Source organism: Pseudomonas reinekei, from assembly GCF_001945365.1.
GTDB classification, from domain to species: Bacteria; Pseudomonadota; Gammaproteobacteria; order Pseudomonadales; family Pseudomonadaceae; genus Aquipseudomonas; species Aquipseudomonas reinekei.
Genome location: NZ_MSTQ01000007.1, coordinates 40,172 through 58,397 on the forward strand (window position 1 = coordinate 40,172; position 18,226 = coordinate 58,397).

Annotated in this window: 17 protein-coding genes; 12 read left to right on the plus strand and 5 right to left on the minus strand. The window is 59.3% G+C overall.

Annotated elements, in window-relative coordinates; genetic code table 11:
- The first annotated feature begins 23 nt into the window (after nucleotides 1-23).
- On the plus strand, nucleotides 24-944 hold the full coding sequence (gene znuA, locus BVK86_RS13450; RefSeq protein ID WP_075947122.1) for a zinc ABC transporter substrate-binding protein ZnuA: 921 nt from the start codon (nucleotides 24-26) through the stop codon (nucleotides 942-944).
- 47 nt (nucleotides 945-991) lie between these two features.
- Here znuA and BVK86_RS13455 read toward each other — a convergent pair whose 3' ends face one another.
- Together BVK86_RS13455 and BVK86_RS13460 are read right to left on the minus strand one after the other, a co-directional pair.
- Entirely contained in the window at nucleotides 992-1,945 is a 954-nt protein-coding gene (locus BVK86_RS13455) for a homoserine kinase (RefSeq protein WP_075946892.1), read from the minus strand.
- 60 nt (nucleotides 1,946-2,005) lie between these two features.
- Complete coding sequence (locus BVK86_RS13460) at nucleotides 2,006-2,293, minus strand: DUF2782 domain-containing protein (RefSeq protein WP_075946893.1); 288 nt, start codon at nucleotides 2,291-2,293, stop codon at nucleotides 2,006-2,008.
- Nucleotides 2,294-2,367: 74 nt separating this feature from the next.
- On the opposite strand from BVK86_RS13460, the gene polA reads away from it, so the two are divergent.
- Nucleotides 2,368-5,172: a DNA polymerase I gene (gene polA, locus BVK86_RS13465; protein WP_075946894.1), complete on the plus strand. Its 2,805-nt coding sequence runs from the start codon at nucleotides 2,368-2,370 to the stop codon at nucleotides 5,170-5,172.
- A gap of 323 nt (nucleotides 5,173-5,495) precedes the next feature.
- Here polA and yihA read toward each other — a convergent pair whose 3' ends face one another.
- Nucleotides 5,496-6,140, minus strand: coding sequence for a ribosome biogenesis GTP-binding protein YihA/YsxC (gene yihA / locus BVK86_RS13470; protein ID WP_075946895.1), 645 nt, complete (start codon nucleotides 6,138-6,140; stop codon nucleotides 5,496-5,498).
- 191 nt (nucleotides 6,141-6,331) lie between these two features.
- Here yihA and BVK86_RS13475 point away from each other — a divergent pair, with 191 nt between their 5' ends.
- From BVK86_RS13475 to BVK86_RS13510, 7 genes are all read left to right on the plus strand, one after another.
- Nucleotides 6,332-6,622, plus strand: coding sequence for a c-type cytochrome (locus BVK86_RS13475; RefSeq protein ID WP_046818664.1), 291 nt, complete (start codon nucleotides 6,332-6,334; stop codon nucleotides 6,620-6,622).
- A 46-nt stretch (nucleotides 6,623-6,668) separates the two neighbouring features.
- Nucleotides 6,669-7,298, plus strand: coding sequence for a c-type cytochrome (locus tag BVK86_RS13480; RefSeq protein ID WP_075946896.1), 630 nt, complete (start codon nucleotides 6,669-6,671; stop codon nucleotides 7,296-7,298).
- 200 nt (nucleotides 7,299-7,498) lie between these two features.
- Nucleotides 7,499-8,140 (plus strand): thiol:disulfide interchange protein DsbA, encoded by a 642-nt coding sequence (dsbA, locus tag BVK86_RS13490; RefSeq protein ID WP_075946898.1) that lies wholly within the window; start codon nucleotides 7,499-7,501, stop codon nucleotides 8,138-8,140.
- 14 nt (nucleotides 8,141-8,154) lie between these two features.
- Nucleotides 8,155-9,033 (plus strand): endonuclease/exonuclease/phosphatase family protein, encoded by an 879-nt coding sequence (locus tag BVK86_RS13495; RefSeq protein WP_075946899.1) that lies wholly within the window; start codon nucleotides 8,155-8,157, stop codon nucleotides 9,031-9,033.
- On the plus strand, nucleotides 9,030-11,066 hold the full coding sequence (locus BVK86_RS13500) for a diguanylate cyclase (protein ID WP_075946900.1): 2,037 nt from the start codon (nucleotides 9,030-9,032) through the stop codon (nucleotides 11,064-11,066). The genes BVK86_RS13495 and BVK86_RS13500 overlap by 4 nt, the downstream gene beginning before the upstream one ends.
- 104 nt (nucleotides 11,067-11,170) lie before the next feature.
- The gene (locus BVK86_RS13505; protein ID WP_075946901.1) at nucleotides 11,171-11,950 is read left to right on the plus strand and encodes an N-acetylmuramoyl-L-alanine amidase; all 780 of its coding nucleotides are present in this window, start codon (nucleotides 11,171-11,173) and stop codon (nucleotides 11,948-11,950) included.
- A 76-nt stretch (nucleotides 11,951-12,026) separates the two neighbouring features.
- On the plus strand, nucleotides 12,027-13,640 hold the full coding sequence (locus tag BVK86_RS13510; RefSeq protein WP_075946902.1) for an EAL domain-containing protein: 1,614 nt from the start codon (nucleotides 12,027-12,029) through the stop codon (nucleotides 13,638-13,640).
- Between the two features lie 3 nt (nucleotides 13,641-13,643).
- On the opposite strand, the gene BVK86_RS13515 is transcribed toward BVK86_RS13510, so the two are convergent.
- On the minus strand, nucleotides 13,644-15,434 hold the full coding sequence (locus BVK86_RS13515) for a KinB sensor domain-containing domain (RefSeq protein WP_075946903.1): 1,791 nt from the start codon (nucleotides 15,432-15,434) through the stop codon (nucleotides 13,644-13,646).
- Nucleotides 15,435-15,444: 10 nt separating this feature from the next.
- Nucleotides 15,445-16,791, minus strand: a complete 1,347-nt coding sequence (gene algB / locus BVK86_RS13520; protein WP_075946904.1) for a sigma-54-dependent response regulator transcription factor AlgB — start codon at nucleotides 16,789-16,791, stop codon at nucleotides 15,445-15,447.
- Between the two features lie 379 nt (nucleotides 16,792-17,170).
- Here algB and BVK86_RS13525 point away from each other — a divergent pair, with 379 nt between their 5' ends.
- The 3 genes from BVK86_RS13525 to BVK86_RS13535 all read left to right on the plus strand — a co-directional run bounded on the left by BVK86_RS13525 (nucleotide 17,171) and on the right by BVK86_RS13535 (nucleotide 18,159).
- The gene (locus BVK86_RS13525; RefSeq protein ID WP_075946905.1) at nucleotides 17,171-17,458 is read left to right on the plus strand and encodes a hypothetical protein; all 288 of its coding nucleotides are present in this window, start codon (nucleotides 17,171-17,173) and stop codon (nucleotides 17,456-17,458) included.
- Between the two features lie 69 nt (nucleotides 17,459-17,527).
- Nucleotides 17,528-17,692, plus strand: coding sequence for a DUF1328 domain-containing protein (locus tag BVK86_RS13530; protein ID WP_003170804.1), 165 nt, complete (start codon nucleotides 17,528-17,530; stop codon nucleotides 17,690-17,692).
- Nucleotides 17,693-17,694: 2 nt separating this feature from the next.
- Complete coding sequence (locus BVK86_RS13535; protein WP_075946906.1) at nucleotides 17,695-18,159, plus strand: inhibitor of vertebrate lysozyme family protein; 465 nt, start codon at nucleotides 17,695-17,697, stop codon at nucleotides 18,157-18,159.
- The last annotated feature ends 67 nt before the right edge of the window (nucleotides 18,160-18,226 follow it).

Consider the following 18,226-nt stretch of genomic DNA (forward strand, 5'->3'; position numbering starts at 1 on the left):
TCTCGCCTCTTCGAGTGGTCATCGTGTCCCGACTTTTTTCTATCTTCGTCGCATTTATCGCAAGTTTTCTGCTGATCGGTTCAGCGCAAGCCGAGGTCAAAGTCCTCACCAGTATCAAGCCGCTGCAACTGATCGCCGCCGCCGTGCAGGACGGCGTGGCGATTCCGGAGGTTTTGCTGCCGCCAGGTGCTTCGCCGCATAACTACGCCTTGCGCCCTTCCGACGTACGGAAGGTGCAGTCGGTCGATCTGCTGTACTGGATCGGTCCGGATATGGAAGGGTTTCTGCCGCGGGTGCTCAAGGGGCGTACGTTGCCCAGCGTTGCCGTTCAGGATTTGCCGGGATTGAAGTTGCGTCACTTCGCCGAAGATAACCACTCCCACGCCGAAGAAGCCGACGATCATGACCACGATCATCGCCCGGGTAGCCTCGACGCGCATTTGTGGCTGTCACCGGTCAACGCCCGGGTTATCGCCACGAAAATGGCCACCGACCTCAGCGCCGCCGATCCCGCCAACGCAGCGCGCTACCAGAGCAACCTCAAGGCGTTCGATGAGCGTCTGGATGCACTCGACGCTCGCCTGAAAAAACGCCTGACAGGCATTGAAGGCAAACCTTACTTCGTGTTCCACGAGGCTTTTGACTACTTCGAGGACGCTTACGGCCTCAAGCATGCGGGCGTATTCAGCGTCGCGGCGGAAGTACAACCTGGCGCCCAGCACGTAGCGGCGATGCGTGCGCGGTTGCAGGAAGTCGGCAAGACCTGCGTGTTCAGCGAACCGCCACTGCGCCCGCGCCTGGCGGAAACCCTGGTGGCGGGCCTGCCGGTGAAACTGGCGGAGCTGGATGCGTTGGGCGGGTACACCGCAGCGACTGCTCAGGGGTATGAGCAGGTGCTGGAGAAATTGGGGAATGATTTGGCAGGGTGCCTGGAGTCGCTTTAATCAATGCAATGACCCCGTGGCGAGGGAGCTGGCTCCCTCGCCACAACTTAAAGGGCGAACGGCAACGATATGCTGACTTTCTGCCGCTGAGCCAGGCGCAACTGGAACGCCATCGGATCGTGGATCAACACGTCCTGACCGGCAAAAGACTCGGCCGCGATCAAACGCGACAGCCAGAACCGCACGCACGCCACCCGCAACAGGGTCGGCCACAACTCGGCCTCAGCGGCGGTAAACGGACGTAGCGCCGCATAAGCGCCCAACAAGGCCCGCGCTCTCGCTCCGTCGATCAAACCGTCGTCATCGGAACACCAGTCGTTCAAGGCAATGGCCACGTCGTAGAGCATCGGGCCCGAACAGGCGTTATAGAAATCGATCAGCCCGGTCAGGTGCGTGCCTTCGAACATCGCGTTATCGCGGAACAAGTCCGCGTGGATGTTGGCGCGAGGCAGCGCCAGAATTTTCTCTTTCTGCTGGGTGATTTCTTCCAGCGCCCGCTGCAACAACGCCTTCTGCTCGGCATTCACGTGCGACAGGAACTGCGTGCCCTCCTCCAGCATCCAGTCCAGGCCACGATCGGTCTTGCGCTTGATCATGTTTCCCGCCTGGGTGGCCAGGTGCAGGTGCGCGAGCAACTCGCCCACTTGCGCGCAATGCTGCGCGTTGGCCTGCTTGATGTGCTTGCCGGCCAGGCGCGGTTGCAACAGCGCAGGCTTGCCGGCCAGTTCGCGCAACGCCACGCCGTCGGTGGTTCGGATCGCATAAGGCACCGGCAGGTCGGCCTCATGCAATACGTCGAGCAACTCGATGAAGAACGGCATCTCCTGGACCGGGCCGCGCTCGATCAGGGTCAGGACGAATTCACCTTGCTCGAGGCTGATGAAGAAATTGGTGTTTTCGCTACCGGCGGCAATCCCCTGGAAATCAAGCAGGCGGCCGAGGCCATAAGGGGCGAGAAAAGCTTCCAGCTCGGGCCGAGCCAGGGGGGTGAACACAGACATGTTTAAGCTGCCAGTACGGGCGCTGCTGTTGAGCCAACGCCGATTGAATTTAAGAAACCATTACCACTCGAAAATCTTCCATGACGGAATCAGCATATCCGGCTGATCCGAGCGAATAAAGTTGCCTTCCGAACCATCAGCTCGCACCAGGAAGTATGGCTTGCCTCCTTTCGGGGTGACCTTGATGGCATACAGGAAACCATTCTGGCGGTACTCCTGAATGGTTTTATCGCCCTCCGTGCGAATGGTGACATCCGGATCTGCCGAAGGCGCATCGTCCGCCGCCATCACGGCCAATGGTGCGATTGCAAACAAGCCAGCCAGCAACAGGCGATTTAGTGTGCGCATGATAACCTTGTCCCTTTGTCGTCAACGGTCCCGCTATTCTAGCGCCGGACCCGCCGAAAAGGTTGATCCTGCTCATGAGCCAAGCCCCCCTCGTCCTGGTGGACGGTTCTTCTTACCTGTACCGCGCCTTTCACGCGCTGCCACCGCTGACCACATCCAAAGGCCTGCCGACCGGTGCGGTCAAGGGCGTGTTGAACATGCTCAAGAGTCTGCGCAAGCAGTACCCGGACAGTCCCTTCGCCGTGGTGTTCGACGCCAAGGGTGGGACTTTTCGCGATGACATGTACGCCGAATACAAGGCCAACCGTCCGAGCATGCCCGATGACATGCGCGTGCAGATCGAGCCGCTGCACCAGAGCGTAATCGCCCTGGGCTTCCCGCTGTTGTGCGTCGAAGGCGTCGAGGCCGATGACGTGATCGGCACCCTGGCCCGCAGCAGCGCTGCGGCTGACCGTCCGGTGATCATCTCCACCGGCGACAAGGACATGGCACAGCTGGTCGATGGCCACATTACCTTGGTCAATACCATGACCGGTAGCAGCATGGACGTGGAGGGCGTGAAGGAGAAATTCGGCGTCGCTCCCGAGCAGATCATCGATTATCTGGCGCTCATGGGCGATTCGTCCGACAACATCCCGGGCGTTCCGGGTATCGGTCCGAAGACCGCTTCCGGCCTGCTGGTGGGCGTGAACGGCGGTCTGACCGAGCTCTACGCGCAGCTCGATATTGTGCCGACGCTGCCGATCCGCGGTGCCAAGACCCTGCCGGCCAAGCTCGAAGAGCACAAGGACATGGCCTTCCTCTCCTATCAACTGGCAACCATCAAGGTCGACGTGCCCCTGGACATCGGTCTCGATGACTTGAAGATGGGCGCCGAAGATCCGGACAAACTCTACGAGCTGTACACCGTGCTGGAATTCAAGAGCTGGCTGAACGACCTCGATCGCGACGCCAAACGCCTGGAGCTGAGCAGTGCCGCCGAGCCTGCGCCGGCCGCTGATCTGTTCAGCACACCCGAAGCCGAAGCACCGGCCGTCGCTGTAGAAGCTGCTTACGAAACCATCCTTGATCAGGCGCGCTTCGATGTCTGGCTGGAAAAACTGAACAACGCCAAACTGTTCGCCTTCGACACCGAAACCACCGGCATCGACGCTCAACAGGCGCAACTGGTGGGCCTGTCGTTTGCAGTGCAGGCCAACGAAGCGGCCTACATTCCACTGACCCACTCCTACATCGGTGTACCCGAGCAACTGGATCGCGACACTGTTCTGCGTGCGCTCAAGCCGATTCTCGAAGACCCGAACAAACTCAAGGTCGGCCAGCACGCCAAGTTCGACATGAACATCCTCGCCAACTGCGCCATCGGCGGCGATCAAGCGAACGGCATCACGGTGCGTGGCATCGCGTTCGACACCATGCTCGAATCCTACGTGCTCAACTCCACGGCGACCCGCCATGACATGGACAGCCTGGCGCTGAAGTACCTGGACCACACTACCGTGAGCTTCCAGGACATCGCCGGCAAGGGCGCGAAACAGCTGACGTTCGACCAGATTGCCCTGGAACAGGCCGGCCCGTATGCCGCCGAAGACGCCGACATCACTTTGCGCCTGCATCAGGCACTCATCGAAAAGCTGAACGCGATCCCGAGCCTCGCCCGTGTGCTGACCGACATCGAAATACCTCTGGTGCCGGTGCTGGCGCGCATCGAACGCCAAGGCGCGTTCGTCGACGCCGCCCTGCTGGGCGTGCAGAGCATCGAATTGGGCGACAAGATGGTTGCGCTGGAGCGCGAAGCCTTCGAGATCGCCGGCGAGGAGTTCAACCTGGGCTCACCGAAACAACTGGGCGTGATTCTTTACGAGAAACTCGGCCTGCCGGTGCTGAAGAAGACCGCCAAGGGCCAGCCATCCACTGCTGAAGAAGTGCTGGCCAAGCTGGCCGAGGATGACTACCGGTTGCCTAAAGTGCTGATGGAATATCGTTCCATGAGCAAGCTGAAAAGCACCTACACCGACCGCTTGCCGGAGCAGATCAACCCCCGCACCGGGCGGATTCACACGTCGTACCACCAGGCCGTGGCGTCCACCGGTCGTCTGTCTTCCAGCGACCCGAACCTGCAGAACATCCCGGTACGTACCGCCGAAGGGCGGCGCATTCGTCAAGCTTTCGTGGCCCCGGCCGGCTACAAATTGCTGGCGGCGGACTATTCGCAGATCGAGTTGCGGATCATGGCCCACCTTTCCGGGGACGAAGGCCTGATGAACGCCTTCCGCCACAACCTGGACGTTCACACTGCCACGGCCGCCGAGGTTTTCAAGGTCGAATTGACAGAGGTGACTTCCGATCAGCGTCGCAGCGCCAAGGCGATCAACTTCGGCCTGATCTACGGTATGGGGGCGCAGAAACTCGGTAAAGACATTGGTGTCGATACCAAGACAGCCAAGGCGTATATCGACACTTACTTCGCCCGCTACCCGGGTGTTCGCCAATACATGGACCGCACCCGCGCGCAGGCGGCGGAGCAAGGGTTTGTAGAGACTTTCTTCGGGCGACGCTTGTACCTGCCCGAGATCAACTCCAACAAACCGCAAGAACGCGCCGCTGCAGAGCGCACGGCGATCAACGCACCGATGCAAGGCACGGCGGCAGACATCATCAAGAAAGCCATGGTGGCGGTAGATGAATGGCTGGCTTCGTCTGGCCTCGATGCCAAGGTCATTCTGCAGGTGCACGATGAATTGGTTCTTGAGGTGCGTGAAGACTTGGTCAATCAGGTCAGCAATGAGATTCGGGTGCACATGAGTGGCGCTGCGCAGCTCAATGTTCCGCTGCTGGTGGAAGTTGGGGTAGGCAACAACTGGGATGAGGCTCACTGAGCCGACTGAAATAGAGCGCTTGTGCCGCGACGTAGTGTCGCGGCACAAGGGTCGAAGGGTGCTTAGTCCAGAAAATGCTTGGGGTTATTCCAAAGGCATTTGAAAAAAATCTGAACTAATCTGGAGAAATGCCACTCAGAGATACTGAATGGCTGGTGAAGCCCTTCGATGCTCCTATGTTGTGTTAAGTGTTGGCAGATATCTGGACCCCGCCCTAGCGGTCTAGAACTTGAACCCCGGAACTTCCCCCTCCCCATAAGAAGTCCGGGGTTTTTTTTGCCCGCAGAAAACTGCCTGAGCGCGCCACAGGCAGTTTTAGACGCTTACTGAGCCTCGGCCTCGGAGCCCTTGTCCGCCAGCTCCATCCAGCTTGCCAATACCGTGTAGGCCTCTTCCAGCCCCATGCGTTTCGGTGCCGAGAACAGCTGAATGGTCACCAGATCGCCCCAGCCCTTGCGGATTTCCGACTGCACTTTGAGCAGCGTGTTCTTCGCAGCCCCGTAGGTCAGCTTGTCAGCCTTGGTCAGCAAAATGTGCATCGGCATGCCAGCGGCGACGGCCCAATCAAGCATCAACAAATCGAAGTCGGTCATTGGATGACGGATGTCCATCATCAAAATCAGCCCCTTCAAACTCTCGCGACCACCCAGGTAGGCTTCGAGGTGACGCTGCCAGTGTTGCTTGAGCGGGATCGGTACTTTTGCATAACCGTAGCCCGGCAGGTCGACCAGACGGCGTTCATCGTCTAGCTTGAAGAAGTTCAACAGCTGCGTGCGCCCCGGGGTTTTCGAGGTGCGCGCCAGACTGGCGTGGGTCAGGGTGTTAAGCGCACTCGACTTGCCGGCGTTGGAACGCCCGGCGAAGGCGACTTCAAAGCCTTCGTCATCCGGACATTGGTCGACTTTGGCGGCGCTGAGCATGAAGGTGGACTGTTGGCACAGACCGAGGATGGGATTCTTGAGTTGCATGGGATTTCCGATGTGGGCGGCGCCAGGAATGGGTCCGGCAAGCAGTGTCGCTTCCGTTTCAGTGACGCCAGTATATAATGCCGCAGATTTTGTGTGCGCTTTGTCCCAATGCTGGATGAAGTTCACGGGAGCGATAGACCTTGATTGCGCATTAGAACGCAGAACGCTCTCAACCCTGAAAAGGTCGTTTTATGACGAAATGGCTGCTAGCTGCCGGTGTCCTGATACCGCTTTACAGCGCTCAGGCTACACAGGATCCGGAAGCTGTGTACAACCGTGTTTGTGGTGCCTGTCATTCCGGCCAACTCCCCATGGCGCCCCGCAAGGGCGATCAGGAGGCTTGGACGCCGAGGTTGGCGAAAGGCATGGAGACGCTGGTGCAACACGTGACCCAGGGTTTCAAGGCGATGCCGCCGCGTGGTTTGTGCATGGACTGCAGTGCCGAGGATTACCAAGCCATCATCCAGTGGATGAGCGAGTAAACCCGGTCCATAACTCTTTAACCCTTAGCCGTAGTTGGATTAGCTGATGAACAAATTGATCGTGAGTCTGCTGTTGACCGTGGGGATCTCCGGCGTTGCCTATGCCGCAGGTGAGCCGGTAAAACCTGGTGATGCCGCCGCAGGCCAGGCAAAGGCTGCCGTCTGCGGCGCCTGCCATGGTCCGGATGGCAACAGCATGGCGCCAAACTTTCCAAAACTGGCAGGCCAGGGTGAACGCTACCTGACCAAGCAGTTACACGACATCAAGTCGGGCAAGCGCACCGTTCTGGAAATGACCGGTCTGCTGACCAACCTGAGCGATCAGGACATGGCAGACATCGCAGCTTACTTCGCCAGCCAGAAAGGCAGCGTCGGCGCCGCCGACCCGAAAATCGTGGCACGCGGTGAAGCACTGTTCCGCGGCGGCGACCTGGCCAAGGGCCTGCCCTCCTGCACCGGCTGCCATTCGCCAAATGGCGCTGGCAACGCAGCCGCCGGCTTCCCGCACCTGGGGGGCCAGCACGCTCAATACATCGCCAAGCAACTGACCGATTTCCGCAAGGAAGAAGGTGGCCGCACCAATGATGGCGATGCGATGACCATGCGGACCATCGCCAAGCGACTGAGCGACGAAGACATCGCCGCAGTGTCCAGCTACATTCAGGGCCTTCACTAAGACCGGCGGATCGAGCGTTGCGCAAGGCATTCATCGCTTGCAACGTTAACGCTCGATTAATCCGTCGCAGCAAGTATAAAAAGGGTGGCTTTGGCCGCCCTTTTTTGTGGCCGCTGCCGTTACACTACAGAACTCAGGCCCGCCAGAATCTGTCTGAAGACAGGTCGCGCGAGGCGATAAAATTTGTCCAGGAGTAAAGCATGCGTAATCTGATCATCAGCGCCGCACTTGTCGCTGCCAGCCTGTTCGGCATGACTGCCCAGGCCGCCGAAGCCCCAGCCGCCCCTTACGTCGAACTGAGCAATCCGGTTCCGGTAGCCGTGCCTGGCAAGATCGAAGTGGTGGAGCTGTTCTGGTACGGCTGCCCACACTGCTACGCGTTCGAGCCGGTGATCAATCCCTGGGTCGAGAAGCTGCCTTCCGACGTGAACTTCGTTCGCATTCCTGCCATGTTCGGCGGTCCTTGGGACGCACACGGCCAGATGTTCCTGACCCTCGAAGCCATGGGCGTCGAGCACAAGGTGCACGCCGCGGTGTTCGAAGCCATTCAGAAAGAACACAAGAAGCTGACCGACAAGAACGACATGGCGGACTTCCTGGCCACCCAGGGCGTCGACAAGGACAAGTTCCTCGCTACCTTTGACTCCTTCGCCATCAAGGGCCAGATCAACAAAGCCAAAGAGCTTGCAAAGAAATATGAAATCTCTGGTGTGCCAACCATGATCGTCAACGGTAAGTATCGCTTTGACGTGGGTTCTGCCGGCGGCGCCGAGCAAGCCTTGCAACTGGCCGATAAACTGGTCGATCAAGAGCGAGCGGCTAACAAGGCTGCCGCCAACTAAGGGCAGCACCTGCCATGCGCCGCTGGGGTACTGAACGCGTCGTTGGCCTGCATGATCCGCGGGTCAACGAACATCATCTGGAATCGACGGGCCTGCCCGCAGACAGCCGTCTGCGCTTGCTCAGCTTCAATATTCAGGTCGGTATCAGTACCGAGCGCTACCGGCATTACCTGACCCGTGGCTGGCAGCATCTGCTACCCCATACCGGGCGCGCCGACAACCTGCAAAAAATCGGCAATCTGCTGGGTGATTTCGATCTGGTCGCCTTGCAGGAAGCCGATGGCGGCAGCTTGCGTTCAGGCTACGTCAATCAAGTCGAACACCTGGCCCAGCTCGGCGCCTTTCCCTACTGGTATCAACAACTCAATCGCAATCTCGGACGCCTCGGCCAGCACAGCAACGGCGTGCTCAGCCGCCTGCGTCCGTGGGCGATCGAAGATCATCCGCTGCCCGGGCCGAAAGGTCGCGGGGCGATCCTGGTGCGTTTCGGCGAGGGCCCGGAAGCGCTGGTGGTGGTGATGATGCACCTGGCGCTCGGCGCACGCGCGCGCAGCCTGCAATTGGCTTATATCCGCGAAGTCATCGGCGGCTATAAACACCAGATCCTGATGGGCGATATGAATACCCACGCCAGCGATCTGCTGCAAAACTCTCCGTTGCGCGACCTTGGCCTGCTCGCCCCGCAACTGGAAGCGACATTCCCCAGCTGGCGTCCGCAACGCTGCCTGGACCACATCCTATTGAGCCCGAGCCTGACCCTGGAAAAGGTCGAGGTGCTGGCCCAACCCATTTCCGATCACCTGCCGGTCGCGGTAGAGATTCGTCTGCCGGGTTCGCTCACGGCCGATGCATTGCCCGCGTTGAGTCCTGCCCATCGCGGAACCCCTGAATGAGCGACGAAGCACAGCGCTGGAAAGAGAAATACCTCCAAAGCATCGAACAACAGGAAAAGCTCGAACGCCGTTGGGATGCCCGGCTCGACTTGTTGCGTCGCGGACTTGTGCGCAGCACCCTGGCAGCAGAGGGCACCGATCGCGCCGTTGACCAATGCATGAAGGAAATGCGCGAAGTCGTGCGCACCGACGACATGGACGCCGGCCTCGCCGCCCTGCTCCCGCGCCTGGAAAAAGCCGTGCTCGACTCCGAGCAACGTCGGGAAACCCGGGTCAACCAGACCAGCGCCGCGTTGAACGCACTCGTCACCCAGCTGCAAACGTTGCCGCTGCCCCGTGAAGTAAGCCGCCCCCTCAAGAACTTCGCCAAGCAACTGGACAGCCGTGCCAGCCAGGCCCGCGAGATTCCATTGCTGCTCAGCGAACTGAGCGGCCTGCAGGGTAAAGCCCTGAGTCAACTGGACAACGCCGCAGAACCGGAACGGCCAGGCCTGCTGCAGCGATTATTCGGGCATCGCGACGCTGATGAACCACGCGTCACCGCCCCGGCCGAACAAGCCGTCAACGCGTACCCTGCCGAATTAATGGCGCCGCCTCAGGTTACAGTGACTCCGGCAAATACCGGCGAAGTCCCATCCATAGCCGAACCAATGCCAGTGCAATCGCCAGCGGTCATCGATCCACAGCCACTCCCGGCATCGACAGCTCCCGCAGAACCCGTCGCCGTCGCGCCGATAGTTGCACCCATCACTGAACCGCACGATGCGCCCGAGGCTGATCGTGCAGTGGACGCTCAACAGCCTGAGGAGCCTCCTGCCGTTATCGTCGAGCCCGCGAGCCAGATTGAACCGAACGTCAATCCGGACGAGCTGACCCCTGCTCCGCTACCCGAAGCATCGCCACCACTTTCTGATGTCGCAACACCCGATGATCCCGAGCACCTCGGGCACGACATGTTTTACGCGCTGCCGGATTCCCCCGAACCGTCTTACAGCTCGGTCGCCAGGCACATCGAGGACACCCTGCTCGGCCTGCTTGACGATCTCACGCTACCCGAACGCCATCGCCCTCAAGCGGAATCAATGCGCGATCGCCTGAAAAATGGCTTGAACTGGTACGAGTTGCTGCCAATCCTCGACGATTTTGCAACATTGATGCTGGCGATTTCGGACAGCGGCCAGCACGAATTCGAAGCCTATTTGCTACGACTCAATGAACGTCTGGAGTCGTTCCAGAGCAATCTGCAAGCTGCCAGCGCCGATCATGCCGACAGCCGCTCGGCAGCGCATGCGCTGGATTCGCAAATACGCGAACAGGTCGACGGTCTGCAAACCAGCATGCACGAAGCGGCGGACCTGGAAGACCTCAAGCACGTTCTGGAAAACCATCTGGAAGGTTTGCTTGGCACCATGGACGAGCACCGCAGGCAACGCGACGAACGCGAGCAGGAAGTAGCCGCCCGCCTGCAAAGCCTGGCCGAACGGGTGGCGCACATGGAGCAGGAAGCCTCGGGTTTCCGCGAGCACCTCGAAGAACAGCGGCAGAAAGCATTGATCGACCCGCTCACCGGCCTGCCCAACCGCGCAGCCTGGAGCGAACGGCTGGAACACGAAATCGGCCAGTGGCAGCAACACGGCAATACCTTGCTGCTGGCGATGCTCGACCTCGATCATTTCAAACGCATTAACGATAATTACGGGCACCTGGCGGGTGACAAAGTGCTGAAGATCATCGCCACAGTGCTGCGCAAGCGTCTGCGCGGAACAGACTTCATTGCCCGATTCGGCGGAGAAGAGTTTGTTCTTTTATTGCCGTCGACAGTGCCGGCCACCGGACTGAAACTGCTGGAACACCTGCGGGCATCCATCGAAGCCTGCCCGTTCCACTTCAAGGGCGAGCGCGTCACGATCACGATTTCCATGGGGATGACGGCATTCAAACCCGGTGAACACAGCGATCTGGTGCTCAAAAGAGCCGATCAGGCGCTGTATCGGGCAAAAAATGCCGGACGCAACCGGGTAGAACTGGGTTAAGCGGCAATTTGTTCCATTTTGTTTAAATGATCGCGATTGCCCGCGGCATGCAAGGCAGTACGTTACACTGTTGCATTACTGTCTTGCGTGTATTGCCTTTCGCCATGAAATATTTTGCCCTCATCGTGTCGCTCATCGTCTTGGCCGGTTGTGCCAGCGGCCCCCGCTACGACACCAGTCACCCATCGACCAACCACGACAGCCGCATCCAGTTTGTGGTGGTTCACTACACCTCCGCCTCAATGGAGCGCTCGCTGCAATTGCTAACCCACGGCGAAGTCAGCAGCCACTACCTGATCGGCGACGACAAGAACGCGACCATTTATAAGCTGATGGATGAAAATCTGCGCGCCTGGCATGCCGGTGAGAGTCAGTGGCAAGGCCGCACCTGGTTGAACTCCAGCTCTCTGGGTATCGAAATCGTCAACCCGGGTTTCAAGGACAGCCCGACAGGACGCCTCTGGTATCCCTACACGGAGGCGCAAGTCCAGTCATTGATCGTCCTGCTCAAGGACATCAGCCAGCGTTACAACATCAGCCCGCGCAGCATTATCGGTCATAGCGATATCGCACCACTGCGCAAACTCGATCCAGGCCCACTGTTCCCCTGGAAACGCCTGGCTGGCGAAGGCATTGGCATTTGGCCGGACGAGCAGGCTGTCGCCCGGCAGCAAGCGCCATTCGAAACGCAGCTGCCGAGCATTTCCTGGTATCAGGCGCAGTTGGCACGCATGGGCTATGAAACACCCCAGACCGGCGAACTGGACGTCGCCACACGGCATGTCCTCGCCGCCTTCCAGATGCATTTCCGCCCGACCCGCTTCGATGGTACGCCGGACGCCCAAACGGCAGCGCTGCTGCAGGTGTTGAATCAGACAAAATAATGACGCCCGCCCGACGGTCAGCGCGTTTTTTCCATCAGCAGCTATAACTCATTGGTAATTCGTCGGATATTCCACAATGCCTGCTGCTCGCGAGACATTCCGTAGTTGGTTCTTTCGCCCCTGGTTTTTGGCGATGCTGGCTGCTGTCCTGAGCGCGACGATGATGATGGCCGGCAGTTATTTCGTCGCCATCCACCAGCTCGAACAACAAGAGAGCCAGCAAATGAACGCCCAGGGCGAACGGTTTCTCGCTCGCCTTGAGCAGTTGTTCGGCCAATTGCGCGAGAGCCTCGACGACCTGGAGGCTCAACCGCTGCGAAGCTGCGATGACGAAATGATCGCCACGTTGCAGCAGGTCAGCTTCAACTATCGATTCGTGTATGAAGCGGCCTATATGGACGACTTGCGAATCTGTTCCAATCGCCCACGACAGGTAGGCTTGTCGCTGGCCCGGGCACCGGACATCAAAGGGCCGACCTACAGCTACTGGTTGAACACCACCACCGAACCCGATGAGAACCGTGCCGCGCTGATGCTCGGGCGCGGCAATTTCCGTGTCGCGACGTCTCGCGGACACTTGACCGACATGGTCGACCTGTCACCGGGCAGCAGCCTGTTGGTGATCCTCGACCACGGCACGCGGGCGATCCCGGTACTGGGTGTTTCACAGGCGTGGCCACCCTCTGAAGCCTGGCCACCCAAAAAACGCGACGCCTTGCAGGTCACGCATACCCGCCTGATTTACCGCATGCCCACCGATAATCCGGAATACCAACTGGTGCTGATCAGCCCGCGCAGCGGTACGCACATTCCGCCGGTGTGGTGGTGGTTGATTCCAGCTTGCCTGCTGCTGGCAGCCTGCGTGGGTTTCCTGGTGTTCCTGTTGGTGCGCCAACGCCAGTCACTGGACGCCGAATTGACCGGCGCCATCCGCAGGGGCGAATTGCAAGTGTTGTATCAACCGATCTTCGATCTCGACAGCCGCAACTGCGTCGGCGCCGAGGCGCTGCTACGCTGGCGACGGCCCGATGGCACCCTGACCAGCCCCGACCTGTTCATTCCAATGGCGGAGAACACCGGGCAGATCCGCCAGATGACCGACTTCGTCCTGCAACGCCTGCTGGAACAGCTCGGGCAACTGCTACGGTCCAACCCGCAGTTGTACATTTCGGTCAACCTGGCGGCGTGCGATGTGATGGTCCCGCGCATCGGCCAGGTGATGGCGCGCTTACTGACGCTGCACCGCGTCGCAGCCAAACAGATTGCCTTCGAGGTGACCGAACGGGGCCTGATCGATGTGGTGGTGGCCCGGGAAAACCTGCAAGCCTTGCGCGATGTCGGGCATCAAGTGCTGATTGATGACTTCGGCACAGGCTATTGCAGTCTTGCCTACCTGCAAACCCTGCCGGTGGACTGCCTGAAGATCGACAAGGCCTTCATCGACGCGCTGGGCCACGACGCCGCCAGCAGTGGCGTGGCCCCACACATCATTCATATGGCGCAATCGCTGCACCTGAAGGTGATTGCCGAAGGCATCGAGCATGAATCACAGGCAGCGCTGCTAAGCAGTGAAGGCGTGAAGTTCGGACAAGGCTGGTTGTTCGCCCATGCCCTGAGCGCCGTGCAGTTCATCGAGCTGATTACCCGTGGCCGCCGGTTGACCAACCGGCGCCTGGATGACGAAGCGTAGAGCCTAAACCGACAGTGCCATGTAGAACTGGGTACCCTGCCCTGGCCGCGAGTAAACGCCCATCCGACCGCCATGCAACTGCACGATTTCCTTGCACAACGCCAAACCGAGACCGGCGCCGCCCTTCTTGCGGCCCACCTGGACAAAAGGCTCGAAGATCCGTCCCTGTTGCCCATAGGCAATGCCTTCACCGTTGTCCTCGACACTGATGATTACCCGGTCGCCATGGCGTCGCGCCTGCAAACGGATCAAGCCGCCGGCAGCGGTATGGCGCAGCGCGTTGTCGATCAGGTTATCGAGCACCCGCTCCAATTGCGGTGGGTCGGCCTGCAAACGTGGCAGTGGAGTCTGCACCTCAATCAACAACTCGATGCCCTTCTCTGCAGCTGCACTGGCGAAGCGAAGCTGCGCCTGCTCCAGCAGATCCTCGATGGAGCATGGCGCCAACGTCAGTTTTTGCAGGCCGTTCTGGTAACGCGAGAAGTTCAACAGGTCGTTGATCAACTGCATCAGGCGCTGCATCTCTTCGTTCACCGTGTCCAGCAGATCGGCTTCACGGGATTCCTGCGGGAAGTGCGCCCGTTCGCGGAACAGGCCGAATGCCATGTGCATGCCGGTGACCGGCGTGCGCAGCTCATGAGAGGCGCGTAGCACGAACTCGCTGCGTACCCGTTCGAATGCACGCTGTTCGGTCACGTCATGCAGCACCATGACTGCGCCCAGGATATGGCCCTGAGTGTGACTCACTGGCGTCAGGCTATAGGTCAGTAGCCGCGTCTCGCCATCGACCTCCATGCTCAGATCTTCCGGCGCCCGCTCCAGCGTGCCGCCGCGAAGCACCAGTTGCAGCTGCTCATCAAGCTCGGGACGCTCCAGCGCCGCGCCCAGGCCTTGACCGAGTCGATCACTGTCCCAGCCCAGTTGACGCTGTGCGACCGGGTTCAGGTGCTCCAGATGGCCCTGACGGTCGATCATCAGCAAGCCATCGTCGATGCTGTCGAGCACCGCCTGCAGCCGCTGCTGACCGGCCAGCAATTCATCGACATTGGTCGCCTGATGCTCGCGCAGTGCCTCGGCCATGATGCCGAAGCGCCGGGTGAGCTGATTGAGCTCGACAGCCGAAGAGACCGGCAGCATGACGTCGAAATTCCCCTGCCCGATGTGATCCGCCGCTTTTGCCAGCGCCTCGATCGGCTCGCCGAAACGCCGGGCGATGGCGTGAGCGGTGACGAAGCCGATGATCAACACCGCCAGACCGACCAAACCGAGCAGGCCGGCAACCAGCAGTGCCCGCTCACGCGCCTTGCGCTCGGTCATGCCGATATTATCCAGGGCGCGCTTATGCTCGTTGATCAAGCCATTGCGCAGCGCATTGAATCGTTCAGTGAGCTCATCGTTGCCGGACAGCACATGAGTTGTATCCGACGACACTTCAAAGGCCCGGACAAAGCTCAGGTAATCCTCCTTGGCTTTTTTGAATCCGTTTTCGTTGCCAATGTCCTTTGGTTCCTGAGCGATCCCTTGGTCCAGCAAGTCGAAATAACGCTGCTTGGAGGCTTCGAAGGCTTGGGAGTCAGGGCGCTCGCTGAGCATGATGACTAACTGATCGCCCAGCGTCTGGCGCAGTTTGATGCCCAGATCCAGGGTGGCGAAGTTGTTGCGCACCAGTGCTTCCTGGCTTCCAGCCATCTGCATGACGCTGACCAGCCCCAGCAAAAGCCCGAGCAACGCTACGGTGATCAGCGCGGAAATGCTTAAAAACAGGCGGGTGCGTAACTTCATCGCCAGTTTCATCGATGGTCGCTCACAAGTTGTACTGTTTGCGTTTGCGATACAGGGTCGATGCGTCGATGCCTAGGGTCTTCGCGGCTTGATCCAGCGTACCGGCGGTGGCGAGAACCGCGCCGATGTGGGCTTTTTCCAGTTCGTCCAGACTCAGTGCCGCGCCAATGCGCGGGGCATTGTTGACCGGTGTTTCGGCCATCCCCAGGTGAGTGATCTCGACGCGCTCCTGTGGACAGATAATGCTCGCCCGCTCCACCACGTTGCGCAGTTCGCGGATGTTGCCCGGCCAACGGTAACCGAGCATGGCCTCTCGGGCCTCATCACTGAACCCCCTCGCCGGGCGCGCGTACTCTTTGACGAAGCGGGCGAGAAAGCGATCGGCCAGGTTGAGAATGTCTTCACGGCGCTCGCGCAGTGGCGGCAGGTGCAAGGTGATGACATTCAGGCGATAGAGCAGGTCTTCACGAAAACGCCCATCGCGGACCATGTCTTCCAGGTTCTGGTTGGTGGCGGCGAGGATGCGTACATCGGCGCGGCGAGTGACCGGGTCGCCGACGCGCTCGTATTCTTTGTCTTGGATAAATCGCAACAACTTTGGCTGCAAAACCAGAGGAAAATCGCCGATCTCATCGAGAAACAGCGTGCCGCCATCGGCCTGGTTGACGCGACCGAGCGTACTTTCGCTGGCGCCGGTAAAGGCTCCACGACTGTGACCGAACAGCTCGCTTTCCATCAGTTCGGCCGTCAACGACGGGCAGTTGATGGTGATGCAAGACTTCTTGGAGCGCTTGCTCCAGCCGTGAATGGCCTGGGACAACTCACCCTTACCGGTGCCGGACTCGCCGAGAATCAGGATATTGGCATCGGTTCCGGCCACCTGGCGCGCGGTTTCCAGCACCACTTTCATGGCCGGGCTATGGGAATCCAGCCCGTCCTTGGGTTTGCGGATCTCGCCTTCCAGCGCTTCCAGACGCGCCGACAACTGCCGCACTTCCAGCTGCTTGGCCGTGGCCAGACGCAATTGATCGGGGCTGCACGGTTTGACCAGGTAATCGGCAGCGCCGGCCTGAATCGCATCCACCGCAGTGTCCACCGCCGAGTGCGCGGTGACGATCACGACCCGCATCCAGGGTGCTTGAATGCGCATCTGAGCCAGCACGTCGAGGCCATTGTCTTCGCCCAGACGCAGATCGAGGAAGCACAGGTCGAACACCTGACGCTGTAACAGCGCATCGGCCTGGGCGGCGCTGTTGGCGGTTGCAACACTGTAGCCTTCGTCTTCAAGGCAGTATCTGAAGGTTCGCAGGATGGCGGACTCATCATCCACCAGCAGAATACGGCCTTGATGCTCAGTGGCTGATTCCATTTTCCTACGCTCCTTAATGAATGATCTTGGTTAGTCCCGGAAAAATCGGGCAAGTTGCATGGTTTATTCTGATCTATTAATGCCATCCCAGGGTAGCTATCTGCTGCCGCAATGGGTTGCGTCCTTTTCTGACAGTAACGTCCTGCTCTCAATTCAAAAATAATGCGATGGCTTGCAATCAATCGTGCATTTCGCACGGGCGCATGAAGGGCCATCGTGCACTATGCCAGCGAACGCGCCTGTCAAAATTACATAAACTATTGATTTATAAAGATTTTTTAAACTTAAAAAAGCTGGCATGCCGACTGCAATAACCTGAGTAACGCAGGGCAACAACAACCGCCCTCAACCCGATACCCCGCGTGGGAGGAGCCTCAGGATGAATCGTCAACGTGCCGCCCAATTACGTGTCTCGCCACTGCATATCCAGCAAGGCTTGTTTTGCGTTTTTGCGCTGCTGGTCACTCTGATTGCCGGCCAGCAATTCCTGAGCTGGGAGTTAAGCCAGCAGGAAGCGGCGCCACGCGTGTCGTTTCAACACCCTACCCAGACCCATTTCAGAGCCGCCACCAGCGCTATGACTGACAGCAGCGCCCTGCGGATGATGGACGTCGACCAGGCCCAGCCTGTGAATGAGATGCCACGTCAGGAGCGCTGGGTTTTCTGATTACACAAACTTGGCGCCACCGATGCGCCGGGACAAGCACCTTTAAATGGAAAAGTAAGGAGAATCACCATGTTGAGCTGGGCAATCACGTTCCTGATCATTGCCATTGTCGCCGCCGTACTGGGCTTCGGTGGTATCGCGGGCACCGCCACGGGTATCGCCAAGATTCTCTTTGTCGTGTTCCTGGTGATGTTCATTGCTTCGTTCTTCTTTGGCCGTCGCGGCCGAGGCTGAACATGAGCCTTTCGTTAAAGACACTGGCAGCCGCCCTGCTACTGGGCGGTAGTGCCATGGCAATTGCTGCCAATGATGGCCAGGCACGGGTCAACGAGCTGTTGAACGCCGACCCGCAGTACCGGGAAACCTGGCAAGGCGTCGTCAAGGAAGAGGAACGCCTGCCGGAATGGGTGATGAACCTGTCCGGCGATGCCGAACAAATGAATGCCGTTGAAGAGGACGGCGACAAGTATCTGGTAGGACCGCTGTGTGAATCACAGGCGACCTGCGCTGACAAACGCTTGATTGTCGCGGTCAGCTTCGACAAGAAGGATGCCTACGCCATGCTGGTCGAGGTACCTTCGGGGTTGCCTGCTGACAAGTCGCCAACCCGACATGCCAACTACCGTTTCCTTGGGAAACCGGATCAGGGCATGCAGGACTTGTTGATGGAACAGCTTAGGAAAGATCCGAACTGGTATTGAGTTTCCGACGTAGAAAGAAGCCTCGCTTTTTTCATCTGCGTCACCTGAGGAAGGTTGGCGCATGACC